General features: G+C 66.0%; 30 protein-coding genes. 16 read left to right on the top strand and 14 right to left on the bottom strand.

Going from position 1 to position 25,365, the window contains the following annotated elements; translation table 11 throughout:
* Positions 1-92: 92 nt before the first annotated feature.
* Together ACV7NQ_RS47680 and ACV7NQ_RS47675 are read right to left on the bottom strand one after the other, a co-directional pair.
* Positions 93-1,004: a TniB family NTP-binding protein gene (locus ACV7NQ_RS47680; protein WP_463357684.1), complete on the bottom strand. Its 912-nt coding sequence runs from the start codon at positions 1,002-1,004 to the stop codon at positions 93-95.
* Positions 998-2,665, bottom strand: coding sequence for a transposase (locus ACV7NQ_RS47675; protein ID WP_463357683.1), 1,668 nt, complete (start codon positions 2,663-2,665; stop codon positions 998-1,000). The genes ACV7NQ_RS47680 and ACV7NQ_RS47675 overlap by 7 nt, the downstream gene beginning before the upstream one ends.
* A gap of 302 nt (positions 2,666-2,967) precedes the next feature.
* On the opposite strand from ACV7NQ_RS47675, the gene ACV7NQ_RS47670 reads away from it, so the two are divergent.
* Complete coding sequence (locus tag ACV7NQ_RS47670; RefSeq protein WP_463366194.1) at positions 2,968-3,492, top strand: hypothetical protein; 525 nt, start codon at positions 2,968-2,970, stop codon at positions 3,490-3,492.
* A gap of 192 nt (positions 3,493-3,684) precedes the next feature.
* On the opposite strand, the gene ACV7NQ_RS47665 is transcribed toward ACV7NQ_RS47670, so the two are convergent.
* The 4 genes from ACV7NQ_RS47665 to ACV7NQ_RS47650 form a co-directional block, all read right to left on the bottom strand.
* Positions 3,685-4,527: a GNAT family N-acetyltransferase gene (locus ACV7NQ_RS47665; protein WP_463366193.1), complete on the bottom strand. Its 843-nt coding sequence runs from the start codon at positions 4,525-4,527 to the stop codon at positions 3,685-3,687.
* Positions 4,528-4,769: 242 nt separating this feature from the next.
* Complete coding sequence (locus ACV7NQ_RS47660; protein ID WP_463366192.1) at positions 4,770-5,063, bottom strand: helix-turn-helix domain-containing protein; 294 nt, start codon at positions 5,061-5,063, stop codon at positions 4,770-4,772.
* Positions 5,060-5,875 (bottom strand): replication initiation protein, encoded by an 816-nt coding sequence (locus tag ACV7NQ_RS47655; protein WP_463366191.1) that lies wholly within the window; start codon positions 5,873-5,875, stop codon positions 5,060-5,062. Before ACV7NQ_RS47655 ends, ACV7NQ_RS47660 begins: the two co-directional genes overlap by 4 nt.
* A 562-nt stretch (positions 5,876-6,437) precedes the next feature.
* Positions 6,438-6,950 (bottom strand): hypothetical protein, encoded by a 513-nt coding sequence (locus ACV7NQ_RS47650; RefSeq protein ID WP_463366190.1) that lies wholly within the window; start codon positions 6,948-6,950, stop codon positions 6,438-6,440.
* A 379-nt stretch (positions 6,951-7,329) separates the two neighbouring features.
* Here ACV7NQ_RS47650 and ACV7NQ_RS47645 point away from each other — a divergent pair, with 379 nt between their 5' ends.
* Positions 7,330-8,658: a helix-turn-helix domain-containing protein gene (locus tag ACV7NQ_RS47645; RefSeq protein ID WP_463366189.1), complete on the top strand. Its 1,329-nt coding sequence runs from the start codon at positions 7,330-7,332 to the stop codon at positions 8,656-8,658.
* 10 nt (positions 8,659-8,668) lie between these two features.
* On the opposite strand, the gene ACV7NQ_RS47640 is transcribed toward ACV7NQ_RS47645, so the two are convergent.
* A complete protein-coding gene (locus ACV7NQ_RS47640; protein ID WP_463366188.1) occupies positions 8,669-9,775 on the bottom strand; it encodes a phosphotransferase enzyme family protein in 1,107 nt (368 codons plus the stop codon).
* Positions 9,720-10,052 carry a GntR family transcriptional regulator gene (locus ACV7NQ_RS47635; protein WP_463366187.1) on the bottom strand — a complete coding sequence of 111 codons (333 nt, stop codon included), beginning with the start codon at positions 10,050-10,052 and terminating at the stop codon, positions 9,720-9,722. The genes ACV7NQ_RS47640 and ACV7NQ_RS47635 overlap by 56 nt, the downstream gene beginning before the upstream one ends.
* A gap of 101 nt (positions 10,053-10,153) precedes the next feature.
* On the opposite strand from ACV7NQ_RS47635, the gene ACV7NQ_RS47630 reads away from it, so the two are divergent.
* The 13 genes from ACV7NQ_RS47630 (at position 10,154) to ACV7NQ_RS47570 (ending at position 19,295) form a co-directional block, all read left to right on the top strand.
* The gene (locus ACV7NQ_RS47630) at positions 10,154-10,342 is read left to right on the top strand and encodes a hypothetical protein (RefSeq protein ID WP_463366186.1); all 189 of its coding nucleotides are present in this window, start codon (positions 10,154-10,156) and stop codon (positions 10,340-10,342) included.
* Positions 10,339-10,794: a hypothetical protein gene (locus ACV7NQ_RS47625; protein WP_463366185.1), complete on the top strand. Its 456-nt coding sequence runs from the start codon at positions 10,339-10,341 to the stop codon at positions 10,792-10,794. Before ACV7NQ_RS47630 ends, ACV7NQ_RS47625 begins: the two co-directional genes overlap by 4 nt.
* Positions 10,791-10,991 carry a MerR family transcriptional regulator gene (locus tag ACV7NQ_RS47620; RefSeq protein WP_463366184.1) on the top strand — a complete coding sequence of 67 codons (201 nt, stop codon included), beginning with the start codon at positions 10,791-10,793 and terminating at the stop codon, positions 10,989-10,991. Before ACV7NQ_RS47625 ends, ACV7NQ_RS47620 begins: the two co-directional genes overlap by 4 nt.
* Complete coding sequence (locus ACV7NQ_RS47615) at positions 10,988-11,296, top strand: hypothetical protein (protein ID WP_463366183.1); 309 nt, start codon at positions 10,988-10,990, stop codon at positions 11,294-11,296. The genes ACV7NQ_RS47620 and ACV7NQ_RS47615 overlap by 4 nt, the downstream gene beginning before the upstream one ends.
* Positions 11,293-11,814 carry an RRQRL motif-containing zinc-binding protein gene (locus tag ACV7NQ_RS47610; protein ID WP_463366182.1) on the top strand — a complete coding sequence of 174 codons (522 nt, stop codon included), beginning with the start codon at positions 11,293-11,295 and terminating at the stop codon, positions 11,812-11,814. Before ACV7NQ_RS47615 ends, ACV7NQ_RS47610 begins: the two co-directional genes overlap by 4 nt.
* On the top strand, positions 11,811-12,563 hold the full coding sequence (locus ACV7NQ_RS47605; RefSeq protein ID WP_463366181.1) for a hypothetical protein: 753 nt from the start codon (positions 11,811-11,813) through the stop codon (positions 12,561-12,563). Before ACV7NQ_RS47610 ends, ACV7NQ_RS47605 begins: the two co-directional genes overlap by 4 nt.
* 2 nt (positions 12,564-12,565) lie before the next feature.
* Positions 12,566-14,629: a type IV secretory system conjugative DNA transfer family protein gene (locus ACV7NQ_RS47600; protein WP_463366180.1), complete on the top strand. Its 2,064-nt coding sequence runs from the start codon at positions 12,566-12,568 to the stop codon at positions 14,627-14,629.
* Positions 14,630-14,657: 28 nt separating this feature from the next.
* Complete coding sequence (locus ACV7NQ_RS47595) at positions 14,658-15,155, top strand: hypothetical protein (RefSeq protein WP_463366179.1); 498 nt, start codon at positions 14,658-14,660, stop codon at positions 15,153-15,155.
* 2 nt (positions 15,156-15,157) lie between these two features.
* Positions 15,158-16,963 (top strand): hypothetical protein, encoded by a 1,806-nt coding sequence (locus tag ACV7NQ_RS47590; protein ID WP_463366178.1) that lies wholly within the window; start codon positions 15,158-15,160, stop codon positions 16,961-16,963.
* Positions 16,960-17,556 (top strand): hypothetical protein, encoded by a 597-nt coding sequence (locus ACV7NQ_RS47585; RefSeq protein WP_463366177.1) that lies wholly within the window; start codon positions 16,960-16,962, stop codon positions 17,554-17,556. The genes ACV7NQ_RS47590 and ACV7NQ_RS47585 overlap by 4 nt, the downstream gene beginning before the upstream one ends.
* Positions 17,553-17,987: a hypothetical protein gene (locus ACV7NQ_RS47580; RefSeq protein WP_463366176.1), complete on the top strand. Its 435-nt coding sequence runs from the start codon at positions 17,553-17,555 to the stop codon at positions 17,985-17,987. Before ACV7NQ_RS47585 ends, ACV7NQ_RS47580 begins: the two co-directional genes overlap by 4 nt.
* Positions 17,984-18,769 (top strand): DUF2637 domain-containing protein, encoded by a 786-nt coding sequence (locus ACV7NQ_RS47575; RefSeq protein WP_463366175.1) that lies wholly within the window; start codon positions 17,984-17,986, stop codon positions 18,767-18,769. Before ACV7NQ_RS47580 ends, ACV7NQ_RS47575 begins: the two co-directional genes overlap by 4 nt.
* Positions 18,770-18,845: 76 nt before the next feature.
* Positions 18,846-19,295 (top strand): hypothetical protein, encoded by a 450-nt coding sequence (locus ACV7NQ_RS47570; RefSeq protein WP_463366174.1) that lies wholly within the window; start codon positions 18,846-18,848, stop codon positions 19,293-19,295.
* Between the two features lie 1,214 nt (positions 19,296-20,509).
* Here ACV7NQ_RS47570 and ACV7NQ_RS47565 read toward each other — a convergent pair.
* The 4 genes from ACV7NQ_RS47565 to ACV7NQ_RS47550 all read right to left on the bottom strand — a co-directional run bounded on the left by ACV7NQ_RS47565 (position 20,510) and on the right by ACV7NQ_RS47550 (position 22,625).
* Positions 20,510-20,893: a hypothetical protein gene (locus tag ACV7NQ_RS47565; protein ID WP_463366173.1), complete on the bottom strand. Its 384-nt coding sequence runs from the start codon at positions 20,891-20,893 to the stop codon at positions 20,510-20,512.
* A 63-nt stretch (positions 20,894-20,956) separates the two neighbouring features.
* A complete protein-coding gene (locus ACV7NQ_RS47560) occupies positions 20,957-21,349 on the bottom strand; it encodes a hypothetical protein (RefSeq protein ID WP_463366172.1) in 393 nt (130 codons plus the stop codon).
* Positions 21,346-22,149 carry a ParA family protein gene (locus ACV7NQ_RS47555; RefSeq protein WP_463366171.1) on the bottom strand — a complete coding sequence of 268 codons (804 nt, stop codon included), beginning with the start codon at positions 22,147-22,149 and terminating at the stop codon, positions 21,346-21,348. The genes ACV7NQ_RS47560 and ACV7NQ_RS47555 overlap by 4 nt, the downstream gene beginning before the upstream one ends.
* The gene (locus ACV7NQ_RS47550; RefSeq protein WP_463366170.1) at positions 22,146-22,625 is read right to left on the bottom strand and encodes a hypothetical protein; all 480 of its coding nucleotides are present in this window, start codon (positions 22,623-22,625) and stop codon (positions 22,146-22,148) included. Before ACV7NQ_RS47550 ends, ACV7NQ_RS47555 begins: the two co-directional genes overlap by 4 nt.
* 304 nt (positions 22,626-22,929) lie before the next feature.
* Here ACV7NQ_RS47550 and ACV7NQ_RS47545 point away from each other — a divergent pair, with 304 nt between their 5' ends.
* The gene (locus ACV7NQ_RS47545) at positions 22,930-23,664 is read left to right on the top strand and encodes a hypothetical protein (RefSeq protein WP_463366169.1); all 735 of its coding nucleotides are present in this window, start codon (positions 22,930-22,932) and stop codon (positions 23,662-23,664) included.
* A 112-nt stretch (positions 23,665-23,776) separates the two neighbouring features.
* Here ACV7NQ_RS47545 and ACV7NQ_RS47540 read toward each other — a convergent pair whose 3' ends face one another.
* Both ACV7NQ_RS47540 and ACV7NQ_RS47535 read right to left on the bottom strand, forming a co-directional pair.
* The gene (locus ACV7NQ_RS47540) at positions 23,777-24,583 is read right to left on the bottom strand and encodes a hypothetical protein (protein WP_463366168.1); all 807 of its coding nucleotides are present in this window, start codon (positions 24,581-24,583) and stop codon (positions 23,777-23,779) included.
* A 393-nt stretch (positions 24,584-24,976) separates the two neighbouring features.
* The gene (locus tag ACV7NQ_RS47535; RefSeq protein ID WP_463366167.1) at positions 24,977-25,234 is read right to left on the bottom strand and encodes a hypothetical protein; all 258 of its coding nucleotides are present in this window, start codon (positions 25,232-25,234) and stop codon (positions 24,977-24,979) included.
* Positions 25,235-25,365: the final 131 nt, after the last annotated feature.

Here is a 25,365-nt window from a genome sequence, read left to right as displayed (position 1 = left end):
TCGGTAGATCCCGGCCAGTCGCCCCAGCCAGGATGACAGCGACTCCAGGGGGTCCGGTTGCGGATGCAGCGGCCATCGCGTGGATGGCGCGGTCACGCCAGTTCGCGTTCGAACATCCGACGGCGTTCGGTCGGCCCTGCATAGGACGCCATCACCAGCGTGCTCTGGTTGATCGCCTCCTGGCCGGACTCGATGGCCGCGATCGCGGCATCGGTCAGCAGCGCGGTCAGCTCGCCGATGGTGCCCTCGCTGCGAGTCAGCAGATAGGTGGCCATTTCCGCGGTCCCGATCGCCGAGGGCCGGCGCAGCGGGAACGCGGCGGCGAAGCTGGCCAGCAACGCACACCCCTGAGCGTCGGGCTGCCACCGAGGAAGCAGGAACGGGGCGAACCGGTTCTCCAGTTGCGGGTCCGACCGGATCGCCAGATAGGCGTCGTTGGTGCCGACCCCGACCAGCGGAATCCGCAGCTCGTTGCCGAGGAACCGCAACAGGTTCAGAAACTCCCGCCGGACCGCGCTGTTGCGGCCGCCGAGGATGTTGTGCAGCTCATCGATCACCAGCACACGGACACCGGTAGCCCGCAGCAGGCTCAGCACCAGCTGCTCGAGGTCGGCCAACCGTGGCGCGCGGGCCCGCATCGGCGCGCCCAGGGCGGCCAGTAGCGCGGTGTAGAACCGGGTCACCGACGGCTCGGAGGGCATCTGCACCGTCAGCACCGGGATCTGTTCACGATCCGAATGTGACACCGGCGGATGAGTCCGGCAAAACTTCTCGATGATCATCGACTTGCCGTTGTTCGTCAGGCCGACGATCAGCAGATTCGGCATCCGCTGCTTACTGGGCGTGTCCAGCAGCGTTTCTAACCTGGTCAGGGCTTCGGTGGCGCGGGTGTAGCCGATCCACCGGTCCCCACGCACATACCGCAACCGCTCCTCGCCCGGCAGCATAGCGATCGGCTGCGCCGACGGGTGCAGATGCGACAGGTCCGGTTCACCGTTCACCATTGCTCGATCACCTCGAACGGCTTCACGGGTCCGGGCGCTGTGTCGGCGGGTGGTTGCGGCGCAACCAGAGACGGTCCCTGGCGCGGCGGGGTGTTGTTGCGGCGGCGCTGCCCGTCGCGGCGGGCCTTGCGGCTGGCCGAGGTCGCGGCGTCGGTGATGTGCCGCATCTGCTCGACCATCGCGAACAGCGCGTTCTCGTCGATCTCGCCGCGGCCCTGCTCCCGCAGCCGCGCCACCGCCGCGGTCTGCTCCCACACACTGATCGCAGGCCGTGACCACGTCCGATACGGCACCTCCAGATATTCGCCGGTGTCGGGATGCAGGGCCCAGATGCGGGAGATGTCGCGCGGATCGCGGCGTAAGACGAACTTGCCCAGTGGTTCCCGGCGCGCGATCAGCGGTTTCAGCGCGTCGCAATAGTATTGGACGTGGTCGAGCCGAAATCCGCTGCGGGTCAGAGATCTCCGGATCACCGGTAGGAAATCGACCAAGAACGCGGTCGCGTTGGTCACGGTCTTCGGGGTTCCCTGCTCAGCTGCCTTGTCCGTCCACACCCCGCCCGGGGGCCGACCGCCCAGCCCGTCGTGCGGTTCACCGTGATAGCAGGCCACCGCCAGGGCCATCCACCGCTGCAGTTCGGTCAGGGTGAGCACGGCTTTCGCGTCACTGTCGTAGCCGCCGCGCTCCCCTGGGTTGGAGAACGTGGTGCCCGGCAGCTCATGGGTCAGCCGCATCATGGTGCCGACCAGGCGTTCGATGATGCCGCCGTAGTGCGGTGCGCCCGGCGGCCGGTAGTCGATGTCGATGCCGTGCTGCTCACAGCCGCGGCGCAGGGCTTCGCTCTTGAACTCGCTGGCGTTGTCGACATACAACTTGGCCGGTTTGCCGCTCATCGGCCACACCGCATCCAGCCCCAGGCGTTCGAGCCAGGCCCGTTTGTCGATCGCCATATGCGCCAGGCACAGCCCGACCGACGCCGCTGACGGCGCTTCGAGGGTGATCACCAGCCCAGGAACGCATTTCGACGCCTCGTCGATCGCCGCGGTCACATACGGCCGGCCGATCGGCAACCGGTGCAGCTCATCGACCACGATCACATCCGCCGGAGTGTGATCGATCTGCACACGCTCCAACAGACCCTCCACCGGCGGCGTGGAACCACCCGCCGCGCGGCGTGAGCGGGCCGCGTCGGAGCCCTCCCGCACGGTGATCGCCTTCACCTGGTCCAACCGGCCGATCCGCCGCACCACCGCCGACCGCGACGGCGGCCGCAGGCCCTTGGCCCGGCATTCATGGGTGATCTCGCGGCAGATAACCGCCACCGAACGACGCTGCCGCGTCAGATACCTCGCCCGCAGCACCTTCCGCACTATCGCTTCCACCTCATCGCCCAGCCGCTCACCACCACGACCACCACTCGACCTACCGGGCAGCAGATCCGAGGCTAGACCGTCCCCCGCCCGCCACCGCTTCACCAGCGCATACACCTGCCGGCGTTTCAACCCCAGCTCCGCACCGGCTTCACCGGCAGCCGCTGCGCTCACCCGATCGTGGCGCGCGAGACGACCGATCACCTCCGCCCGGCGCACTGCAGACTGCCAACGCGACTCATCCGCGGTGACCACACCGCGATCCACAGCCGTGGCCGTATTCTCGGACATACCGCAGCTCTCTCGTGCACACGAGTTCGAACGAAAAGCACGGTAGTGCAGACGAGTTCGCGACACGCCGATGTCCGAAGTCCACTGCAAACAGAACCGAACCCCAGGACAACAGTGCAGAGGAGTTCGAACATTGACAGAATCCGTCCGGCTGGGTCAGTGTTCAACAAACGATCAATTCTCAACACACAGGACGAGGCTCTGAACGATGCATAAACACCTTCAGCGAGGGTCCTACGCTTGATCCGACGAAGTAGCGCGCCGGTCGCCAGGCGCAGAGGAAAGGCCGAGGGTCGCCGTAGATGCACGCGTTCGTGGACGAGACCAAGCAGAACGGGTTGTTGATCGTCTCCACCCTCGCCGAGGTCCGCCACATCCAGCAGTCGCGCAAGGTGCTCCAGGCCCAGCGCGCCAAGGGGCAGAACAGAATCCACTTCAAGAAGGAAGACGACTCACGCCGTCGCGCGATCTGTTCGACGCTGTGCACCCTCGAGGTGCAGGTGACCGTGTACGACGCCACCGGCATCCGGGACGCGGCCGAGGCCCGAACCGGTTGCCTCACCGCGATTGTCGAGGACCTGGCCGCCGTCGGCGGCCAGCGGTTGACGATCGAACAAGACGATTCACTGGTCCACAGCGACCGCCGGACCCTCTATGCCGCCGTACGGAAGTTCGACGTCGCCGACACACTGGCCTATGAGCACATGCGCCCGAATCAGGAGCCGCTGCTGTGGGTGTCGGACGCGGTGGCCTGGTGTGTCGCCAAGGGCGGTGACTGGCGCCGACGCGTGGACCCGCTCATCACGCAGGTCCGCAAGCTGTCTTAGATACGCGAAACCCGGCTCACCAACCGTCCGGATGGCTGCCGGGTCCACTTCAAGGACGCTAGTGCATCCTGCAGCACCGATGATACAGCGCGCCGTTCCATCTGGAACAAGAAGGTATCCAGACGGAACGGAAAGTGTTCCGGCATGGCCGTCCCGCAGCAGCGGCCGTCGACGAAGGAAACAGCACGGCGGTCAACGGGAACGGGATGTCGATACCCGCCAGCCGGTGGGGGCATTGCCATGCCAGCGCGCGAACAGTTGCTCGCCCAGTCCGGGGCCGAAGCCGAAGTTGACCCCGAATACGCGGTCGAGCCGCACACCCTCGTCGGGCTCAAGCACCGTGAAACCGCGACTGGAGTAGTACGGGGCCAACCGCTCTGCGGTAACGAGCTGGCCGTAGATGAGCCGGAACCCTGCCGCGTCGTACGTCTGCACGCAGCGGTCCAGCAGCGCCGCGCCAACCCCCTTGCCACGCTGATCTTTTTGCACGACGAGAGCTTTGATACGGACTGTCTCGGTCAAACCTGTCCGCATCGCGTGCATCACTTCGTCGGCGGAGTAGCCAACCATGGCGGCGGTCTGGGTGGCCTGCATGATCACAGACGCGGGCGGATAAGCCAGCAGGGCGCCAACGACGCCCTGGTCGGGGTGGTCGGCGACGAGCAGCATCCCGGAGGGCACACACATCTTCAGGAATGTGTCGGCGTCCATCGCTCGGTTCCAGGCGAGCTGGATCAGTGCGAACAGCCCTGACCGATTGTCGCCGTAAACCAGGGGCAGTCCCTGGCCGAAGCTGTCCGCTCGGACTGCGGCACTGACCCACTCCTCCAGCACCACGTCGTCCAGCTGGGTCAGCAGTGCGCCGGCGGCGGGAAGGTCCGCCGCACGACATGGACGTATCTGGACGTTGCCGTCAAGGTTTCGCGGGGACTGGGGGATAGGGGCTTGCGGAGATCGGGGCACCAGGGCTCGCTGCTGCCTTGCTTCCATGTTCTGCCGCCGTGCCCGTGCCCGTCGTGTCTCACGCTTGGTCATAACCGATCCAACCCCCATCCGGTGACCGAGGAACCCTGGATCGAAGGTAAACCACCACGCCGACAACAGGGCGAGATCCGAAGATGCCAGGTGCGCTTATTCCCTGCGCAGCAGTGCTTTTCGAGCCGCTATCGAGCGGCGCTGCTGGTGTACACGACCGGCTCGCCGCGGGACGGGCCTGCCCAACCCCCCGTGTTTGCCCGCTTATCGGCGGCCAGAAACGGACATACGTGCAGTCCTTTTCAGGCGCTCGCCGGCGACTTCTCCGACAGCAGGCCGTCACGCCGTGCGATGTGCAGCAGGCCGCCGACTGCTCCGACTGAGCACCCCAGTTCGTCCGCGATCTGCTTATACGACCATCCGGCAGTTCTGAGTTCAGCGGCGCGCGCACGGCGTTCGCGCGCTCGAGTCTCGAAGTCGTTGCGTGGTTCGGCGACCAGTCGGCGGATGGTCCGAGCGGAGACTCCGAGCTTCGCGGCGCCTTCGCGCGCGGACACCGCCCGTCGCGCAGTAGTTTCAGCCTTGCCAGTGCTCACAGCAGCACCGCCTTCGCGAGCTCGCGATCTACCTTGGTTGCGCGGGCGCGATTAGCTTCACGCTTCGCGTCCGTCACCTTCTTCCCGCCGTTGCGTCCACGACGGGCCTGCTCCTGGCTCAGGGTGCTCTTGATGTTTCGCCATGTCCAGCGTGAAACCGAGTGCGACAGGCAGACTGTTTCTGTCCAGCCGAGCGGACCCGCGGTGAATGCTGGGCCGATAATGGCCTGGTTGCGGTCCCAGGCGTAAGCGAAGGCGACCTCGTCCCATTCCACCGAGTCCTTGTAGTCACGCACCCGCGGATATGCCCACTTGCGCTCAAGTTCGAAAAGCGCGCAGTTGCGGCCAGTAGTGGAGTTCTGCAGCAACGTCCGCTGATCGCGCTGGCTCGCGGCGCGACGCGGCAAGGCTCCCATCCTGCGCAGCGGGCTGGCTAGATCATTGAGCGAGTAGACGGCCGTCACTGGGCCCCACAGCGTCATGTGGTCCGCGTGCATCGGATTCTTCGTGAACCTCCCGGCGTAGGACACATCGCCGCCGAGGACGTCGTTCAGGCCCTGCTCGATGCGTGCTAGCAGGTTCACCGGTGCTCGACGGGCCGCGTCAGTCAGACACACGGGTGCGTCCAGCGCGAAAACGATGTGCCCGCCCTTCGTGTGCGGATTCATCGGGATGTACGACGGCGCTGGCAACCCGGTCATGCTTACGATTTCGTCCGCCCGTCCGCCGTCGTGGTCGGTGATGATCAGCGACTGCATGCACAGTGGATTCGCTTCGACGTACGCCTTGGTCAGCGCATGCTCACGCGGCATCCGATACTTCGGACCATCCTTTCGGTTTCCCGCCATGGGGTACCGGGGGAGCCACTTGCCCTCAAAGACGGCATCAAATGTCAGCTGAGTCGGGTCACACCATTCAGACTGGGGGTCGTCCGCCAGCTCGAGGGACACATCAAGGGTCACCCCGCACACCTTGCTCTGGTTCTTGCGATATTGGAGTAGGACACGCCAAGCCTAATCAGATAGTTCGGCTCCGGCGGCTCACCACCTGGGGATTTACAAAATATTGGAGTAGGACACGCCAAGCCTAATAGCAAAAATATGCGTTAATATGCATATGCGCATTACTGCATAGATCGTATCTGCTCACGAAAAGCGGGGTTATCGTGAGCAGACATGGCCGCAGTGTCACACCAGGCACCGACAGGTTCCGGATTCGGCGGCACAGCTAACGGGTAGCCGTCGTCCGTTGGCGGCCCTACTGGGCCCCGGAATCCTGAAGCTGGTCCAGGCCGCAAGGTAGCGGGTGTGTCGTCCTACTACGAGTCGCCGGTAGCGTCACCGCCCGACCTACGGATTTCAGGCTCCCCGGCGGTCAGACAGAGAACACCTCATGTGCCTTATCGAGAAAGCGCGCCCGGGACTTTTCGGCCTTGCTCCACTCGGCACCGCAGGAACTTCCGAAGCGGCGGTTGACCCCGTTGTCCAGCCATTCGCCAGTATCTTCCACGGCCGCCACCGCGGCTGAGTACCACTTATCAACCTGTATGGAGTAGGCGCGGAGGTGGTCGTGTAGGTCGCGCAGGCTTTCCCTCAGCTCGCGCGGTCCAGCGAACTCCGCGGCGCCCTCAAGTTCCCGGAGCGCGCTGTATGCCTCGATGTGAAGGCGCTGCGCCTCCTGTGCGTTGCGTTGTTCCCCCAGTGCTTCTCGCACCTCCCGCGCGACTTCGTAGAACCGAGCAACGCCCCGGATGTAGTCGAGATGAGCCTCGTATCGGCGATCCTGCACAGCATGGGCACGGGCAGCAGTGCTCTGCTGCCGCGCAGACCTCGCGTTGAACGCAGTTCCGCTGAATGACGCCAGGCCACCGACCAGCGCGCCCGCCACACCGATCAACCCTGTAAGTAGTTCTGCTCCCACCTGGCCAATGGAAGCAGACAGCTGCCACGACAACCATTGCGGCGTAGACGCTTCCGGGATGGAGCCTGGAATCCGTAGGTCGGGCGGTGACGCTACCGGCGACTCGTCGGACGACACACCCGCTACCTTGCGGCCGGGGCCAGCTTCAGGATTCCGGGGCCTACTGGGTGGGGTTATCAGCCTTGCCGGGCCATGGTCGGCCGCGCGGTTTCGGTGCTGGCCAATGCGGTTGCAGCCGTAGTGAAGTCAGGCATGCCACCACGAAGGCCTTCACCCCAATCAGACTTCCAGATCTACCGCGTGAACTGGAGTAGCGTCGGCAGACAGCCTGGAGCTGGGGAGTGATATGAGAGGCGAGGACATCCGAACGGCTCGGAAAGCCCGGGGTTGGTCGGTTCCCGTTCTTGTTGCTGCGCTGAACTCGGCCGCCGAGCGCGAGGGCTTCCGCTTGATGACTCCAGTCAGTCTGAAAGTTGCGGTGTCACGTTGGGAGAACGGCCACACCAAGCCGGATGCGCTTCACTCTCAACTGTTAGCCCGAGTGCTACACCTGCCGCATGCTGGCGATCCGCTTGAGGAGGGGCGCGAGTATCAGCGTGACGTTGTTTCGGCGATCACCGTGATGGGGGCACTGACCGAAAGTGACAGCAGTAACGACCCCGCCTTAGCCAGAGCAGGCACGATCAGCAGTTTGGGTGCGTCCCGAGTCGTAACGAGTTACTTATTTGCCCAATCTCCTGCGCTGGTGCTCCCAGGTGAGCCTGTCTTCGGGGTTGCAGCTGCTGAGAGGATCCGCAGCACGGTGTCGACCATGATGTCGATGGATTTCCAGAAAGGTGGTGGCCACACCCGCCGGGCGCTGCTCCAGTTCTTTCGAAACCAAGTTTTGCCCGAGTTGCACGCAGTGCATCCAGGGGTAGCCCGACGTGAAATCTTTTCCGCCGCTGCCGAAGTCGCGCAACTCTTGGGGTGGAGCGCCTATGACGTCGGTCGTCATCCGGTTGCAATCCGATATTTCGTCCAAGGGTTGAAGCTTGCCGAGGAGGCGGGCGACCACCTTATGGGCGCCAGGTTGTTGGCCAACCTGTCCCATCAAGCCAATTTCGTTGGCAACTACAACGATGCAGTGATGTACGCGCGAGCTGCCCAGTCGGCTCTGCGAGGGCATGGCACACCCAGCGTCGAAACCATGTGCGTGATGATGGAGGCGCGTGGCCTGGCCAGCCTGGCTGACCAGAAGGGCACCGCTACCGCGATCCACCGGGCTGAGCAGCTGCACGAGCGCCGCAACATCGACGAACCAGTGTGGATCGGCTACTACGACGGCGCTGAGCTCGCCGGTGACGCCAGCCACTGCTGGCGTGATCTGAAGATTGCACCCCGGACCCGGACATTTGTTGCTGCAGCTCTCACCGACAACACCCCACCCCGGACCCGAGCGTTCATCCAGATGGTCGCGGCCGACGGATCACTGTTCGCTGGGGACCTCGAGGAAGCCGGGACGCTTGCGGCAGCGGCTGTCGTCAACGGCGGCGACCTGCGATCAGCGCGCTACTTGCGGTACCTGGCTGACTTCTACCGCAGGCTGCCCAAGGGTGCTGCGCGCCATCCCGCGCTCGCGGAATTTGTCGACCTCATGCAAACGCACCATCCTGCGATCGTGGCGGTGCGGTGACATCGCTTGGTCAGGCGCCGCGCCACGGCTCGGACAGCACACCGGTGCGAATCGTGGTGATCCGTTTCTCGTACTCGCCGCGTAAGCGGGCTGAGTGATCGACGTTCTGAGCCAGCCAACTGATCATCTTGACCTGCTGAACCGCCTGAATGACAGGCCATCCCGACCACGCGGTGACGTCATAGCCGTAGCCGTCGACGAACGCTGCGTAGTCCTGCTCTGCGAGCATGCCCATCGACGTCTCAGCGGCTGTCTTGGCCAGATCCCATTCCGTTGGCCCGAACGCGAACGCTTCCAGATCGATCAGGATCGCCTGCCCGTCGTCGGCGATCATGATGTTCTTTACATGCGCGTCCCCATGTAGCGCGGCCGGCGGCAGCTCGAAGGTAAGCGAGTCGATCTCCTGCTCAAGTTCCCGCACGCGATGCCGCAGGAAATCGGCGTCCGCCGCCGGGATCGGAGCTGCCTCGAGACGAGCCGACACGTGACCAAAAGCCTGCACCGCAGGGAGTTCCAGGTCGGCCGGACGCTCAAGCTGGTGCAACCGCCGCAGCAGCTGACCGAGGACACCGGCCTCGGCGACGTCGGCCGGGCGGCCTGAGATGAGTCGCCAAAACGTGATCGGATGCCCATTGATCTCGATCGGCTGGTGGGCGGTGCCGTAGGTCTGCGCGGCCGGGAATCGTTGGGCGGAAAGCCAATTCGCGACCGCAACCTCTTTTTCGGCGTCGTCCCAGTGCTTCATGTTCCGGGCGATGCGGACGACCACCGGCGCCGATGTCAGCTGGTAGAGCATGTTTTCACCCAACCGCAGCATGACCGCATTAGCAGGATTCAGGCCCGCTGTTCGGCACGCTCGATCCAGCACCCCGTCGACTGTCTCGGGCAGGAAAGACGGAGCGGATGAGCGGGCCACGCAGTTCAGGTTAACCGGGGAACAGGTGCTCGCGTGGCTGCTAACCCTTGCTATCTCCCGACACGCCGGACGGCGCGACGACGGTGAAAACATGACTTCAAACCATTTCTTCCGCATCAGCCCAGACCTACAAGACGGCCCGCCGTTATTCGGACTCGCTGCCCGCGGTCCTTTCATCCATTCGGGCCTCAAGGCGAGCAACCCGGGCCTTCAGGTCTTCGATCTCATCCTCACGAGTAGGGGGGCTACTCGGAGGTTCGATCACGTAGGTCCCGCGGCCCTGCCTGGACTCGATCAGACCTTTTTCGCGCAGCATGCCCAGGGCGCTGTCGATGGTGTTCAACGACGCGTCGTGCTGTTCCTTGAGCTGTTCTTTCGTCGGTAGCAGGTCACCTGGTCGGAGTCGGCCTGCGGCGATCTCGGCCTCCCAGTGGGTGCTGATCTGCAGGTACTTGGGCGTCGTCGGCGGGTTCTTCACAGATCAAGATTAAGCCCTTCGGGGGTCACCTCAAGTCAACCGGTTGACTCGATTGACTTACCCGATTAACCATGATTTAATCGAGTCACTCGAATGTTCCAATGTTGGAGGAGATGATGAGACATCCAATTTTCGCGCTGATTGCGCTGCTCAGCGCGGCGTACATGCTGATCCGCTATCCGGAATTCGTGATCGGCGTTGTCGTTGCCGCCGCCGTGTTTGTGCTAATCGGGCATTGGTTCGTCCGTGCTCTGACCCCATTCGGTCGTCATCGGGGGATGCGGCGATGAGCAGCGATCTGGACCGCTACCAGTGGACGTTCGACACGGTCACGGGTGAGCCGATTGGGATTTTGGACACCTACTACAGCCCGCAGGGCGCGCAGGGCGTCTCGGTCGGTCACCAGCATTCGCAGGTTCCGGCGGTGTACCAGCCGCCGCAGCCGATTCAGGTGATCCAGCCTGTGCCGCAGGCGTATTCGCCGCAGACGTACTACCGACGTCCAGCGATTCGGGTGGGCTACCAGGGCGGCTCGCGGGTGGTCTTCTATATCGCCGCGGGGATCTTCGCCTCGGGGCTTTTCGCGGGATGTCTGTTGTTCGGCGGGCGGAGCACACCGCAGCCGGTGGTGCTGATGTGCACTCCGGCGTCGTCGTACCCGTTCGCGCCTGCTCCAGGTTCGGCGCCGGCCTCTTGCGCTCCAATGACGCAGGGGCAGATCAGCGCGGGGGTGTCGCGGTGACTATGCCGGACCCGACCGAACTGATCACTTTTCGCAGTGCTGGGGCACTGCTGGGGGTGACTCATCCGACCATTCGCCGCTGGATCACTGAGCAGCGCCTGAGCGAGTACCGGATCGCGGGCTCGCCGCGAGTCGATCGCCGCGAGGTGTTGGGGCTGATTTCCCTGGTCAGCGCGGCTCAGACGGTGACGCGGTGAGCGCGCGCCGCCCGCGCCCGGTTGCGCGGCAAGACCAGCCCGCCTCGGTACCGACCCCGATCACCCAGATTCCGCAGCTGGCACCGGCCGCGCGCCGGATCGGCCAGACGGATCGGGTGATTCGGGTGGATGCTCCGGTACCGCCGCAGGTTCGGACGCCGCGCCGACGAGTCGGTCAGTGGCTGATGTCGGGTGAAATGCTGCCGTCCCCGCAGGCCAGCGCGTTGGCGGACTACCGGCCGGGCAATGCCCTGGCCGAGGCGGTGGCCCGTGACGGTATCGAGCGGGACGGGGCCGAGCGATGAGCGAGGGCATCCCGACCTATCAATGGCGTACCGCGCCAAAGCATTTGCGGACGCGCCGCCAGTTGGCGGCCGAGGGGAAGCGCCCGAATGGGCAGGACATCGCGGGCAAGGTGCCGTTCCGCCGCCATGGCCGCGAGCAGGTGGCTCACCTGTTCGACATCAATCTTGCCGCCGAGAAGCGGCAGGCGAGCCCCGCACAGCTGGCCGCTTTGGAGAAGGCGACTCGTGAGCACCAGCTGCGTGCGGCGGAACGCCACGGCGTGGATCGCGCCGAGTTCGAGCAGGCCGGGGACCCGGGGCCCGAATGGGCCGATTCCACACAGCCAGTGCGTGAGCCGGTCTCAGGGCCCGAATTCGCGGGTTTGATCAACCGCAGCCATGACCGTGATGGACGCGATCAGGCCGGGGATCCGGGCCAGGCATGGACACAAACCAGCGCTCTCGCGAACTACCGGCCCGGCAATGCCCTGGCCGATGCGGTCGCGCGCAGCGCCGAGCGAAACGAGGTAGAGCGATGATCCAACTTTCCCCCAGAGACATGACGATGTTGACGATTCTGGCCGAAATGTACGGCGCGCCAATTGATTTGGTGGCACAGATGCTGGGTGTCACGCGTGACAGCACCTATCGGATTGTCCGTAAGTGGACCGCAGCAAACATGATCTCCGACAAGCGGGTGACTCCGGTTCCAGGATCGGCGTGGGTGTACCCGACCCGTACTGCCGCCGAAGCGCTGACCGGGCGATGGACGCGCGCCTGGGTGCCCACACCGAAGATGGCCGCGCACGTGCGGACCACGCTGGAGGTCCGGCTGGCCTTGGTCGGCTTGGACCTGGATCGGTGGATTTCGGAGCGGGCGCTGCGGTCCGAGCAGCCGCCGACGCGGCCCGGCACGCCACGGCCGCACATTCACGATGGCCGGTACGTCACCAGCTCCGGTGAGTTGTGGGCGGTCGAGGTCGAACTGTCTCCGAAAAACCTCACGGCGGCGAAGTCCGCGATGGCGCAGGCGGCGCAGGCTGCCCGTGCTGCGGATTGCGCCGGGGTCACCTACTACTGCCGAGGCGACGCGGTCAAGAACGTAATCCGTTCAGCGGCCGGTGCTTTGGACCTTTCGGATGGCCCGAAGGTTCGTCTCGCCGATGTCGACGAACTGCTGGCTTCTCCTTCCTCCGCTTCGCGACCCGGGCTCCGGGTGATCGAGGGCGGAGCCTCTGATCACGAAATCCCCCAGGTCACAGACCCTGATGAAGGAAAGGCGGTCTGATCATGACCTGCTCTCCGATGATCACCCCGGCCGATTGCGCGCCCTACGCGCCGACCCCGACCCCGACCGAGGTGCCGCGGATCGAGATCAAGCCGACGATGCCGCCGATCGGGCTCAAGCACGACCCGTTGGGTTGGCTGCCCGATTTCTCGGCGTGGAGCTGGGACGGGGTGGCCGATGGCTCCCTGCTGACCGCGGCTGTCGTCGTGGCAATCCTGGTGATGGTCTTGATGATTCTGGTTCCGACGACGCTGCTGGGGTGGAAGCCGACCCGCCTGCGGAACTGGTTGTTCGCCTCGGTGTTGATGATGCCGGGCGCTACCGCGCTGTGGGCGTGGGATGTGTTCGAACCGGTCCGCCAGGTCAGCGCCGCGGCCCAGGAGTTCACCGCGGGCCAGTATGTCGGTGGGCTGTTCGGTATGGCCGCGCTGTTGATACCGGCGGCGTGGCTGACCGCGACCATCGTCTACACCCGCAAGCGTGTGCAGCTGGCGACGGTGGGTTTGGCGTCTCCGGCTCGCACGGAGCGGGCGTTGTGGGCCCACGCTCAGCGTGAGCAGCGGGCCGCGACCCGGTTGTCGCGCCGTCGTCTGCCGTTCACGACGGGCGGACTGAATCCGGAGCTGGTGATCGGGCGCCTGGCGGTCGAGCACGACCAGGCACCGCCGCGGTCGCTGGTGCGGTCGCTGACCGGGCGCACCGAGACCCGTCTGATTCTGCCGTGGATCAACGTCGCCGAGCATCAGACCACCGTCGCGGGTTCGGGTTCGGGCAAGACGACGCTGATGCTGCGGGTGCTGATGTCGTGGTTCGTCACCACATGGACCCGGCATCGGCAGTGGTGGCGCAGTGACCGGCCCGGCCGGCCGCTGGTGATCGTCGTGGATTGCAACGGCGGACCGGAGTCCCGCAAGGTCGCGGCCCGGGCGCGGAAGTGGTTCCGTGCGTTGGGTGTTCGCGCCGACCGCATCGGCGTCTTCCCTGATGACGTGTCGCTGGGGCTGTGGAATGCCAGCGTCGATGACCTGCGCTCGATCCTGTCGGCGATGGTCTCGGGCGGGTCGACGCCGACGACGGACACCGAGAAGTACTTCCACGAGATCCGCGAGACGCTGATCCACCTGATCGTGGACGCTCCCGAGCGTGTCGAGCTGATCGATGGCGTGCCGACCCCGATCGGGCAGAACCCGCCCCGGTCCTGGATCGAGTTCCTGTCGCGGTTCAATCCGGACAAACTGGCGCGGTTGTGGGGTGGTCAGGTCGGGGTGACGCCGTGGACCGGCGTCATGGGTGTCGAAATGGAGATCGCCTCGACCCTCGATGGCAAGCAGCCGGTGATGAATTCGGCGCGGGCGGAGTTCGCGAACCTGTACCGGTCGCTGGGTGATGCGTTCGATGGCGAGAAGGCGCTGACCGATTTCGATGTCCTCTACATCGTCTTGGAGGGTGTGAAGACCCCCGACCGTGCTCGTGCCCAGTTCGGTGCGCTCGGCACGATGTTCGAGCAGCTGGCCGACAAGCAGCACGGCCGCACCTCGCTGATGGTGGTGGACGAATTCTCGGCGGTCTCCGATGGCAAGACCCGCGCGGTGAAGTGGGTTGAGCGGCTGCGTAAGGCCGGTATCGGTACGTGGTGGATCGCGCAGTCCTGGGAGGGGCTGGGCCATGACGACGACAACCGTTCGGCGCTGGTCGCTGCCTCCTCGGGTGGTTCGCTGCTGATGCGTTCGGCTGATCCGGAGACGCTGGCCAAGAAGTACGGCACCCGCCCGAAGTTCGAGCTGTCGCGGAAGTTGATCAGCGGCAACCGCGACGGCGACGAGGGCAACGTCCAGTCTTCGGATCAGTTCCTGATTCCGCCGAATCGGCTGCGCGCCATGAAGAAAGGCGACGTGGTGCAGGTCTCGGGCGGGCGAGCCCGCTGGGGCTTCATCTCGCCCCTGAACGACGACGAGTTGAAGCGTCTGCGCCCGCTGCCGGGCCTGGACCGCTTCACCGGCCCCGATACCGGCGACGCCGACGCTTTGGCGCCGGTGATCGACCTGTCCAAGCGCCGCACGGCGTAATCGGTTTTACAGCAAGGAGATTCAGATCATGGCTATGCAGAATCCGGTTGATCCGGAAGACCACGGCGAGGAGCTGGGTGGCCGTAGCGCCGAGCAGATCCTTGACGCGCTGACCGCGGACATGGAAGGCACCGCCGCGCAGCGCCTGGCGCAGCAGCTGGTGACACCGGTCGTTCCGGACGGCGGGACCCTCGGGCGCACTGTCGCACCGCACATCGACCGGATCACGAAAACCCGTGACTGGGTGCGGATCTGGGGTCCAGCAGTGGCGACCACGGCCGCCGCGACCACCACGGTTGCGGTGCTGCCGCTGACCGGCCCGCTCGCGCTGTACGTGCTGGCGCTGGCGGCGTTCGCGTGGTGGCACTGCGCCGGACGCCCCGGCCTCAGCGAGTCGGTGCGGATGGTCGCCTACGCCATCACCGACACCGGTTCCTGGATCCGCCGTCACGTCGAACAGCTGGCGCAGCGCCGCGCCGCGCTGGAGTCCCGCCGCACCGCCACCGCCACCGATAAGGAGAACTGATCATGTCCGATCACAGTGTCGAAGACGAGATGATCGCCGAGGCACGCAAGTTCAGTGCCGCGATGCGCACGGCGATGCAGCGCCACGCCCAGGCCGCGAACTGGCTGGAGCGCCGCCGGGCCCGCAAGGAGATCAAGCTCCTGGTCCGCCAGGAGCACCGCGAGCAGCAGCAGACCCGCACCAATCACCTGACGTGGACTACGCAGGCGGTGGATCGCTTCCGCGTCCACGCCGATGCCGTCGGCCAGCGGGCGAACGACCCGCAGGTGGATCACGAGCGCCGGGCCCGTGACGCCCGCTTGCTGGCCCAGCACCGCGACGACCTGGCCGCCCGGTTCGTCGGCAACAGCCATTTGACCCGCACCGAGCAGGGCATCGCGTTGGACGGTTTGGACGCGGCGACGGTGTTCCCGGAGTTCCCGACCGGGAACCTGTTCGCCCGCGCCCACAAGGTCAAAGGCATTGAGGCGCTGCACTACCGCGCTCGTGTCGCCCGCGAGACGGTCAACGTCAACCAGCGCGCCGAGCTGGAGCGTGAGGACTGGCAGAAGGGCCTGGACGCCGCGCGCCGCGCCAACATCGAGGGGGCGCTGCTGGCCCGCGTCGACGCCGCCCAGGTCCACCGCCGCCGCTACACCGCGCAAATGACGTGGACTGATCCGGACGGCGGTGTGCTCACCGAATCCCGTTCGTTCGCGACCGAACACACCGCCACCAGCTGGTTGCAGCGCACTATCAGCCACACGGCGTGGTCGGACGGCACCACCCTCCAGGTCCAGGCCACCGACACCCGCAACGGTGCGGTGCAATACAGCGACCGGGGCCGTCCCGAGACCGTGGCCGGCTGGTTGGCCGCCCGGGAGGCCGTGTTGCGTGAGCAGACGCTGACCGGGTGGGTGCACCGCGACCAGGTCACAGTGCAGGCCCGCGATGTCGGCCAGGAGTCGGAGCGTTTCAGCAGCACCGGCGAGGTGGCCGGGGAGATCGGCGATGGGCTGTTCCGCAGTGCCGTCACTTATCTGCCGGAGAACGCGAACCAGGTGGTGTATGAGACCGCCGCCCATCCCAGCGAAGCCGAATCGGCGAAGTGGACCCGCCAGCAGCTGGACACGATTCGACCCGCACCGGGAACCGCGATCGAAATCGCTGCCTACCAGGGCGACGACGAACGTGACTCCAATCCGGTGTTCCGGGCCGAAGGCGCCCGCGGCGTGCTCACCGAGGAGGTCGCCCAATGGCAGGCCGGTATCGAGGAACGCAACACCTCGACCTCCGCCGTTCCGCCGCAGCAACAGGCGCAGAGCCCAGCGGAGACCGACCGTGACCGGGAGTTCGCGTCGCTGAAGGACCGGCACCGGCTCTCGATCCAGTACAACAACCAGCTGGTCGACCGCAACGCCGAGCTGGTCAAGCAACTGACCCGGGTCACTGCCGAGCGCAACGAGGCGGTGCACAAGCTTGCCGAGCGCACGCCAGCTGAGCAGCGGTACGGCAGCCCGGAGCGGCAAGCCGCACAGGCTCGGGATGCCGCTCGCGGCACCCGCGAGCAGGAGCCGACCGGCGAACTTGCACACGAGATCGCCCGGGCCGATGAGGCGCGCACGGCGAAGCGTCAAGAGCAGGACCGCGAACGCGAGCAGGCATGGGCCGAGGCCGAGGAGTACTCCGCGGATCTCGCCCACATGCACAAAGCCAGAGAGGCCCGCGAGGAGTCGGCGGGCCGGTCCGCTCTCGCGGATCACCGGCCGGGCAATGCCTTGGCCGACGCGGTCGCGCGCAGCACCGAGCGCAACGGGGCCGAGCGATGAGCACCGAAACAGCCATGCCGGGCGTGCGACCGCCCGGCATGGATTGGCCCGACACCACAACAACCATGCGAGATCGAGAAGGAGCCGAACCGATGATCGACACTACCCGCGACGCCGCCACAGGCGAGGAGCTGCACGAGACCGAATCCGACACCGAGCAGCAGATGCGCGCGGACTTCATGCACGCATGGTCGTACTCGGTGCGGATGACGCCGGAGGACTACGACCCGGCCGATGAGGTCGGCTACGGCGAATATGCAGATCCGTGGATCAACGGTGACGACGCTTGGGCGAACGAGTGGCTGTTCCTGTCGGACGCGTCGCTGCGATGGCGCGACGACCCGGCCGCCGCCGAGACGATCATGCGGCATCGCGAGTCGGTGATGTCGCCGATCGAACGGCGCAGTGAGGAGCAGGCCCGCTACATCGCCGAGCACGGCATCGAACGCGACAAGCACGGTCTGCTGACCTCTCACTACGTCACCCGCGTCGAATCGGCCGCGGGCACACCCTCGCCGCTGGCCGACTATCGGCCCGGCAATGCTCTGGCCGCGACCCTGGCTAACACTGAGCGTGACGGAGTGGAGCGGTGAGCGCCCCGACCATCGACGCGACGATGCCCGCCTATGCAGGCACCGATCAGGCGATGTCGGTGCGTCCGGCGCCGATGCGGGAGTTCGAGCCGATCGGCTCCCAGGCACCCGCGCCGCGGGTGCAGACCAGTTCGGCGGCGGAGCCGGTAGCAGGCCTGGCCGCCGGCGAGTTGGCGCAGCGGTTGATCGCGGCGCATCAGCGCACCGCCGATCTGGAGGAGCAGCTGGCCGATGCGGTCGCAGCGCGCGATGCCGCCGAGCACCAAGTCGCCCAGCTGGACGACCGTAACCGGGAACTTGCCAGCGATCTGGACAACGCCCTGGATCAGCTGTCCGGGCATGCCTTGCACGCCGAGCAGGAACGACTGATCCGCACTCCGGCGTGGAGCCCGTGGGCCGCGTCAACCGACCGAGAGGGATACGACCGATGAACTCGACAGCCACTGTCCACCCGGTGTCCACGCCGTCTACCGCCCGATTCGATCTGGCCGAACTGACCGCGTTGGCGATGACGCTCGTCATCGGCGCCGGAGCGTTCGCGTGGTCGTTCGCGGCACTGACCGAACTGGCGATAATGGCCGGGATTACATCGCGTCTAGCGTGGGCCGGACCCATTTTCGTGGACGGCGCGATTGTCCAGTCCGCCGTCGCCCTGGTCTCGCTGCAACGCCGCGCCCACCAGAACATCCTGATTCCACCCGCGACGCGCTGGTTTTTCTGGGGTGAGTTGTTCGCCGCCGAGCTGATCAGCGTCATCGGAAATGGCCTGCACGCTGCGGAATCCGGGCAACGAATCCTGCCCGCGACGATCGCGGCATGTGTCGCCGGTGCCGCACCGCTGTTCGGCCTGGCCGCCACGCACGGGCTGACCGCGCTGATCGAGGTTCCCCGGACTCCGGCACCGGCCCCGGAGCCGGAGTTGACACCGGTTTACGCGGACTCCACACGGCTGGACACCGGGTGGACAGGACTCGACAGCGACCGGACAACGCTGGACAGCGAGCTGACAACCGCCGTCGAACCGGTAGACACCGACCCACTGGCCGAGCGTGACGCGGAGATCCGCCGCCGCCGCGCGGCAGGTGAATCGACGCGCCGCATCGGTGCCGCGGTCGGGTTGTCGCATTCCCGTGTCGCCCAGATCCTGTCTGTCGCAGCCGATGTCGACATCGCCGAGACCGGCGAGGCGGAGGTGCTGAGTTTGGTTCGCTGACCGATCGCCGAGGGCAGGCGGTCTGCCTGCCCTCTTCTCTCCCGCAGCACTTCATCACTCATTGGAGGACATCATCATGACGAGCACATTGACCGACCTGGACCAGATCAACGCCGAGCTGATGGGCCAGGGCGCCCGGAATCCGTTCGGGCGTGATGTCGAGATCGGCGCGATGGTCGGTGGCGAAATCGTCGCGGTCGTGCGCCGGCATCGCCACAACAGCAAGGGTCAGCCGCTGTACTGGGTCAACCGCAAGCCGATGGTCGCCGCGGCCGGGGATCCGGTCATCGACTCCGCCCTCATCCTCGAAACCGAGGAGCGCCTGGACGCCGCTGACGACGGTCTGCGGTTGATCACGTTGGATCGCGACGTGCAGCGCGCTATTGCCGCGGGCGTGCGCCGCTCCCGCGCGGGTGGTGTCGCGATCGGCGGTCGCCTGGATGGGCTGCTGTATGTCGGCCCCGCCGAGGGCGGTGGTTACGGCCGCAACTACGACCTGAGCGCCTACATTCCGCCCGCCGACTAGATCCGCCACACCCCGGAAGCCCCGGCCGAGAAATCGGCCGGGGCTTCTTCGTGTCTTCAGCCTCTCGGCTGGGCCTTCTTTACCCGACTGTTCCCCCGGCCCCTTCCTCCGCAGGCCAACCGAGCCCGGAGCGGCGGTCGCTCAAGGGTGGCCGCAAGGCCATCGGCGTAGCCGACGCGACGCAGGAGCGCCCTTGAACGACTGGCGAACCGGGCTCAAAATCACCGGCCGAGGAAGGGCCGACCGCGTGGTGTCGACAGTCGATCTTGGTGGCTGCGGCGCCCGGATAGCACGACAAAACCCCAGCAAAAACATAGCCGATAGGTGGCGTACGCGTCGGCTACCTATCGGCACTCTCAACCACCACCCCACCCATCCCCTGAGCTGCGGTTACGGGCGGGATTTCTGCTCTCTTCCACCCCCACCCCCGTCCGACATCTCATCACCCACTTCGTGGTCAACGAGATGTCGGACGGGGGTGGGGGTGGAAGAAATCAGAAATCAAAAATCAAATAAGGGGGATGGGTGGGGTGGTGGTTGAGAGAAAAAGAAAAAGACTTGGGTTGCGTTGGGTGGGTATCGGTGGGTTTGTTGGTTGGTTGCGTAAGGGACGAGTCGGCGCGCTGCGCTGCCTCCGTGGTGGTCTGGTCAGGTATGTATGTGGCGGTCTACTGCACGCGGCTGTGCGTGCTGGCCTGTTGGCGTAGCGCGTGTGACGGCGGGTGCGTGGGCGCTGACTCGTGCAGCTGCACGGGTTGGTGCAGCGCGCTGTCGATCAGGGAGCGGGTACCGCGACCTGGCGGTCGCGCGGGCCTGCGCGCGGGCGTGCTGTGTGTCCCTCTCGGTGTGGCCTGAACAAGGGCTATCACTACGGCACCAGGCATCAAGGGCGCTCCTGCGTCGCGTCGGCTACGCCGATGGCTGCGCCACCCTTGACGCCCGCCGCCGTGGTGATCGAGGCGCCCTCAGGCCACACCGAGAGGGACACACAGCACACAGACCAGCCAGCGCTACAGCTCGAGATCGCGGCCGGAGGCCGCGGGAAAGCGTCCGCTCGCCGCGGGGGCAGGCCGCCCAAAAGGGTCGGGGTGCGCAGGCGAGGGGTGTGTTGGTCTACCGCGGCTCCAAGCAGGCGGACGGGTTGTCGAGTCAGTAGGGTAGCGACCCCGGCAGCAACTTTGCAGCGTCGGAAACAGCTACCGGTCGGCAGTCGGTCAGCGAGAGATCCCGCGTTCAGGTCTCCGGGCGGGCCGGGGCGGCATCTGCATCTCGACGCTGGGTGAGGCAGCACCGATGGCCTGGCGCCAGGCTGCATACCGCCGGCGCTCTTCCGGAGTAGAGCGGCCCGCAGCCAGCGCACGAGCGACCGCACGGGCGTCATCGATCCGGGCGCGGTGCAGCGCGGCATTCACCGCGGTCATCGTCTCGTTGCGCAGCTTGATCAGCTCCAGCCGGTGTTCCGGATCAAGATCGGCGTACTCGACATCGTGGTTGAGTCGCCGGACCTGCCGCTCGACGGCATCGACCTCGGCGAGGTTTGGCGTGTTGTCTCGCAGCAGATCCAGGATCGCCTGGTACCTGTCCTCGAAGCTCTGCACGATCTGATCCCCCGTCTCCTGGCTGAACTGGCCGGACTCTTCGAGGGTATGAAACCCGATCGTTTAGCCGGTCGTCGGCATGGTTCCGTCCGGTCCCGGCCGTGGTACGCCCGCGGCGTCGAGGTAGTTCGTGATCGCCGTGTCCACGGTGTCGGTGAGCACCGCGCCCTGGTCGACGAGCCAAGCCAGCCGGGCGGCCGTCTCTGCTCTCACTTGGGTGGAGAACGGTCGCTTGTCGACGCCACGTTTCCGCATCGGGATGGTGATGTTCGGGGCCGCCGGCGCGGCTGTCGGCCCGGGCTCGTTGACGACCGCGACGGCCCGCTGCTCGGCTGCTGCTGCGTCCGCCGCTTCACGCTCGGCGCGGACGCGGGCTGCTTCGGCCCGCCGTTCCTCGCGTGAGAGCGGGCGAGTGCTCTCTAGGTCGCCCAAGCCCGGCTTCGCTGCTGCGTTCATGAGGAGATCCTTTCTGCGATGCGGCGGGCGATCGTCTGATAGTCCTCGGCGGCGGTGGAGCCGGGCGCCCACTCGGCGATCGTGCGCTGGGCCTTCTTGGCTTCGGGGACTTTGACCGTGTGGCGGACTTCGCCGAAGTAGGCCCTGGTGCCGCCGTCGTCGTCCCAGCTCCCCCAGTCGCGGCGCAGCGTTGTGCGGATGTCACGCGAGACCTGGGTCCGGCCGTCGTATCCGGCGATCAGCAAGTAGCGAATGTCCACGTCCGGGTTCAGTTCGTCCTGAACGTCGAGCACGGTCTCGGCGAGGCGGCGCAGGCCCTTGATTTCGTCGGGGCCGGGCAGGAGTGGGGTGAGCACGTCGTCGGCGGCGGCGAGCGCGGCCGTGGTGATTTCTCCGAGCGAGGGTGGGCAGTCGATCAGGACCACGTTGTAGCCGGTGATGTCATCGAGCTGCCGCGCCAGGCGTAGCTGGCCGCCTGGACCCATCCCCGTCCGTTCGAGATCGCGCAGCGCGAGGTGTCCGGGTGCGACGTCCACGCCAGGTACCCGCGAGGGCTTGATGATCTGGGTCAGTGGCACCCGTTCGGAGCGGTTGAGGTGCAGCACTTCCCACATGGTCGCGTCGTCGGCTCCGACCGTCACGCCGAGCCCGTCTGTGCTGTCGGCTTGCTGGTCGAGGTCGACGACCAGCACCTTGAGCCCGAGGTTGGCGAGCGAGGCGGACAGGTTGATCGTGGTGGTGGTTTTGCCGGTGCCGCCTTTCTGCAGGGCGATGGCGATCACGCGGGGCGACTCGCTCATTCGCCGTCTCCTGCCAGGTACAGGTGACTGAGCTGCCCGGAGGCCTCGCCGAGCTGCCTGCCCAGCAGGCCCACGGTCCGCTCGGCGTCTTCCAGCGCGACAGCAGCGGTCGATGCAGCAGCGGTCGCGGTAGAGGCTCCGGCGACGAGCTGGACGCCGTTCGGGTCTTCGTCGTGGGCCAGATCGTCACGGACCGCGAGACGGTTGCAGCCGTCGGCGATCTGGTTGAGCACCTGGCCCGCGGTGTGGGAGGCGCGTGAGAGGGAGCCTGCAACGCCGTGCAACGCGGCGATGTCATCGCCATCGCCATCGCCATCGCCCACAGCTGAGCGGGTGGCGTGAGCGAGATAGCGGGTCAGCTCCTCGATGGCGACGGCCGCCGAGGTGACGCTGTCGACGGTGTGTGGACCGGTCGTCGGCCACAGGCCACGTACAAAGTCGGTCGGGTCGGTGAGGTGGTCAGCGGGGAGAGTCATACCACCAGTCTACCTACATGCATGTGAAATGTATGTAGAAATGTAGCCAATTTGCATGTATCAAACATGTGTCGTACATGTGCGCTGTGATCTGCGGCGATTGGCCGCGCCAGTGACCTCCAGGAGCAGACCGGGTCTAGCCGCGATGACAGCGCGGATCGAGGCCGGCGAAAGTGTCCCCGAGAAGTTCTGGGTGTCGGTAAAAAACCGCCCCACGAACACCGTTAAAGTGTCCAGTTTCCTGAACACTCTGATTGGGGGGCCGGTCGTGGACATGGTGGCGTGGAGGCGGAAACGTCGGGTGTTGGCTCAGGTGACTCGGGCGGCGTGGCGGCTGGAGCAGGCCGAACGGGAACGGGTTTGGGCGTTGGCGGCGGCGAAGACGCAGGGCGCGTCGATCAGGGAGATCGCCAAAGCGGCGGGGCTGTCGTCCTCGCGGGTCCACCAGCTCGTCGCCGATTCCGATGTGGATGCGCTCGATGCCGCGCTGGGTGTCCTGCGGGCAGCGGGCTGGCCCGCGCCAGAGGATCCCGACGTCGATGATGGCGATCTGGCGGGCCGAGTCGATATCGCCGGGCGTCTGGATGACGAGGTGGAGTGGATCCGCCAATGCGCCGACTGGCTCGACCACCTGGACCGCGAGCCGTACCCAAAGATGGTGAACCTGCGTCCGGAGTCGGACTGGCCCCGGCGGTTCCACGTCGCCGTGGACCTTCCCCGCGTCGTGTCCATCCTGCGGCGCATCGCCTACGACGTTCACGAACTGGCCCGATCCCGCCGCGTCGCCGACCTCGACCGGGCGGCGGTCGCCGTGGATCCGCGCGCGGAGCGGCGCCGACGGGTGGCCGAGCCCGCCCTGGAATTCATCGCGTTCTGCCGCCGCCGCGGGATTCCGCACCAGTCCACCCCACAGCTCGAGCGGGCCTACGACGCCTGGAACACCGAACGATACGAGCGAGGCGAGACCGACCAAGGCTCGTGGGAGTCGTGCAACCCCGTTCGTGAAGCCCGGAACCGTCCAGGAAATTGGACACTTTAACGGTGTTCGTGAGGCGGTTCTTACCGACATCCCTACTGACGGCAGCGTAGCAGTACGGCACATGTGCGATTACATGTGTCGTACATGCATGCGTCGAGCAGGGGGAATTCTGTCAGCTGTCGTTTTGCTCGGCGGCCCAGGCGAGCAGTACCGAGGCAGGCCAGTAGTTCCGGCCGAGGTACTGCGACGGCTTGGGGAACGGGTGCGACTTCGGCTTGTCACGCGCGAGGTAGGACGTGATCGTCTTGGCGTGCAGCCCGGTGATGACGGTCGCCCCGGCGATGTCGGCCCACACGTCGCCGTCCGGCAGCGCGGGCAGCCCGAACAGGCTGCCGCCGGTGAGGGGCTTTCCTGCCGACCAAGCGGCGCGCAGCTCTGCGACGCGGTCGGCGGCGGACACGGTCTCGGGTGCGCGGTCGGTGGTCACGGTCTGGACGGTAGCAGTTGCAGGACTGCCGAGCGCGGCGCGCTGCCGGACCGGGCTCGGACCGGCTGGGGTGGCTCGGTAGGAGGCCATGGCCGGGCGGACCTCCGCAGGTGGGCGACCGAGGTCGAGGGCCCACCAGATCAGCCGAGTCGTCTCGGCGTAGGTGCGGGTCCGGCGGTCGGCGCGCAGCTGCTCGCGCATGTGCGCGGGCAGGCTCGCGGCGTAGGTGGCGAGTCGGCAGCGGGTCACCCGGGCGACGGCCTGGCCGGTGCCACGGGCCAGGCCCTGGCCGATCCACAGTGAGCCCTTGTCGGCTTTGTACATCTTGCCGCGCCAGCCGGGCCGGAGCATGAGCACGAGGTCGTCGAGCGACCCGCCGGCGTGCGAGTCCCACAGGCTCTCATCCCGGCCCGCGAGGGCATCGGCGATGATCCAGCCGCCCACGGCGGCCAGCGCCAGGCGCTCGTCCTCGGTCAGCGTCGCTGTGTTCACGGTGGCTCCCCGGATTATTGGCAGTTCTAGGGGTTCCGGTAGTAATCGCGCGAAAAACAACGAAGTTGGCTGGACCAGCAGCGATGGCGACTTGTTGATGCTCCAGGCTCAGTCCAATGGGTCGCGAGAAGCCAGCATCCGATGCGAGTCCGCAACAGGTGTGTCCGCAGACCTTCGTTCGCGAGACACTGTCAGCCCCAACGTGTTTCCACAGTTCGAGCCTGTAACGCATGCCGTGTACGCGGCAAATTCGACCCTTCGGGGGTTAGCGATACACCGTCGCTGACCGGCGACAACGCCTATATCCGTTGTTTTTTCGGCGATTACTACCGGGACCCCTACCAACCCCCGTTCAGTCGCCACCAGGCCAGCGAACGCACGTAATCCAGGACCTCAGCGATAACGGGTCGTGATGCCGCGCGGATGGTCTGTGCTGCCGCTGCGGTATCGGCGGGCGAGAAGATACCCTCGCCAGATCCGAACAACGATCAGTCCGAACAAGACGCATTGCATCGCGTAGAGACAACCAAGGACAATCGACCAATCAGTCGCCGCTACCAACCAGACGGAACCTGCGATGACGCCTATCCAAAGCACGGTGACTACGCAACCCGTCACCAGCAGGATCTTGGGATTGTTCCGGAATGCCATATCGGCAGCATTCCAGCGCTGCCGCGTACGTCGCGCGCCCCTGACAATCTTTCACCCCTACCCACCCAAGCAAACGCCACCGAGCAGTTGAGCTATCGGCAATCGCCGCCTATCTGGGGTACAGTCCAACA

The organism is Nocardia sp. Tas62D01, assembly GCF_055232035.1.
Note: the sequence above shows the minus strand (reverse complement) of the source record. Positions and strands in the feature narration are given on the sequence as shown.

Bases quoted from the DNA above. Each gene is read 5' to 3' on its own strand.
- ACV7NQ_RS47680 (WP_463357684.1), bottom strand. From the start codon at position 1,004: ATGGTGAACGGTGAACCGGACCTGTCGCATCTGCACCCGTCGGCGCAG.
- ACV7NQ_RS47675 (WP_463357683.1), bottom strand. From the start codon at position 2,665: ATGTCCGAGAATACGGCCACGGCTGTGGATCGCGGTGTGGTCACCGCG.
- ACV7NQ_RS47670 (WP_463366194.1), top strand. From the start codon at position 2,968: ATGCACGCGTTCGTGGACGAGACCAAGCAGAACGGGTTGTTGATCGTC.
- ACV7NQ_RS47665 (WP_463366193.1), bottom strand. From the start codon at position 4,527: ATGACCAAGCGTGAGACACGACGGGCACGGGCACGGCGGCAGAACATG.
- ACV7NQ_RS47655 (WP_463366191.1), bottom strand. From the start codon at position 5,875: ATGCCGCGTGAGCATGCGCTGACCAAGGCGTACGTCGAAGCGAATCCA.
- ACV7NQ_RS47645 (WP_463366189.1), top strand. From the start codon at position 7,330: ATGAGAGGCGAGGACATCCGAACGGCTCGGAAAGCCCGGGGTTGGTCG.
- ACV7NQ_RS47630 (WP_463366186.1), top strand. From the start codon at position 10,154: ATGTTGGAGGAGATGATGAGACATCCAATTTTCGCGCTGATTGCGCTG.
- ACV7NQ_RS47625 (WP_463366185.1), top strand. From the start codon at position 10,339: ATGAGCAGCGATCTGGACCGCTACCAGTGGACGTTCGACACGGTCACG.
- ACV7NQ_RS47610 (WP_463366182.1), top strand. From the start codon at position 11,293: ATGAGCGAGGGCATCCCGACCTATCAATGGCGTACCGCGCCAAAGCAT.
- ACV7NQ_RS47605 (WP_463366181.1), top strand. From the start codon at position 11,811: ATGATCCAACTTTCCCCCAGAGACATGACGATGTTGACGATTCTGGCC.
- ACV7NQ_RS47600 (WP_463366180.1), top strand. From the start codon at position 12,566: ATGACCTGCTCTCCGATGATCACCCCGGCCGATTGCGCGCCCTACGCG.
- ACV7NQ_RS47595 (WP_463366179.1), top strand. From the start codon at position 14,658: ATGGCTATGCAGAATCCGGTTGATCCGGAAGACCACGGCGAGGAGCTG.
- ACV7NQ_RS47590 (WP_463366178.1), top strand. From the start codon at position 15,158: ATGTCCGATCACAGTGTCGAAGACGAGATGATCGCCGAGGCACGCAAG.
- ACV7NQ_RS47585 (WP_463366177.1), top strand. From the start codon at position 16,960: ATGAGCACCGAAACAGCCATGCCGGGCGTGCGACCGCCCGGCATGGAT.
- ACV7NQ_RS47575 (WP_463366175.1), top strand. From the start codon at position 17,984: ATGAACTCGACAGCCACTGTCCACCCGGTGTCCACGCCGTCTACCGCC.
- ACV7NQ_RS47570 (WP_463366174.1), top strand. From the start codon at position 18,846: ATGACGAGCACATTGACCGACCTGGACCAGATCAACGCCGAGCTGATG.
- ACV7NQ_RS47560 (WP_463366172.1), bottom strand. From the start codon at position 21,349: ATGAACGCAGCAGCGAAGCCGGGCTTGGGCGACCTAGAGAGCACTCGC.
- ACV7NQ_RS47555 (WP_463366171.1), bottom strand. From the start codon at position 22,149: ATGAGCGAGTCGCCCCGCGTGATCGCCATCGCCCTGCAGAAAGGCGGC.
- ACV7NQ_RS47550 (WP_463366170.1), bottom strand. From the start codon at position 22,625: ATGACTCTCCCCGCTGACCACCTCACCGACCCGACCGACTTTGTACGT.
- ACV7NQ_RS47535 (WP_463366167.1), bottom strand. From the start codon at position 25,234: ATGGCATTCCGGAACAATCCCAAGATCCTGCTGGTGACGGGTTGCGTA.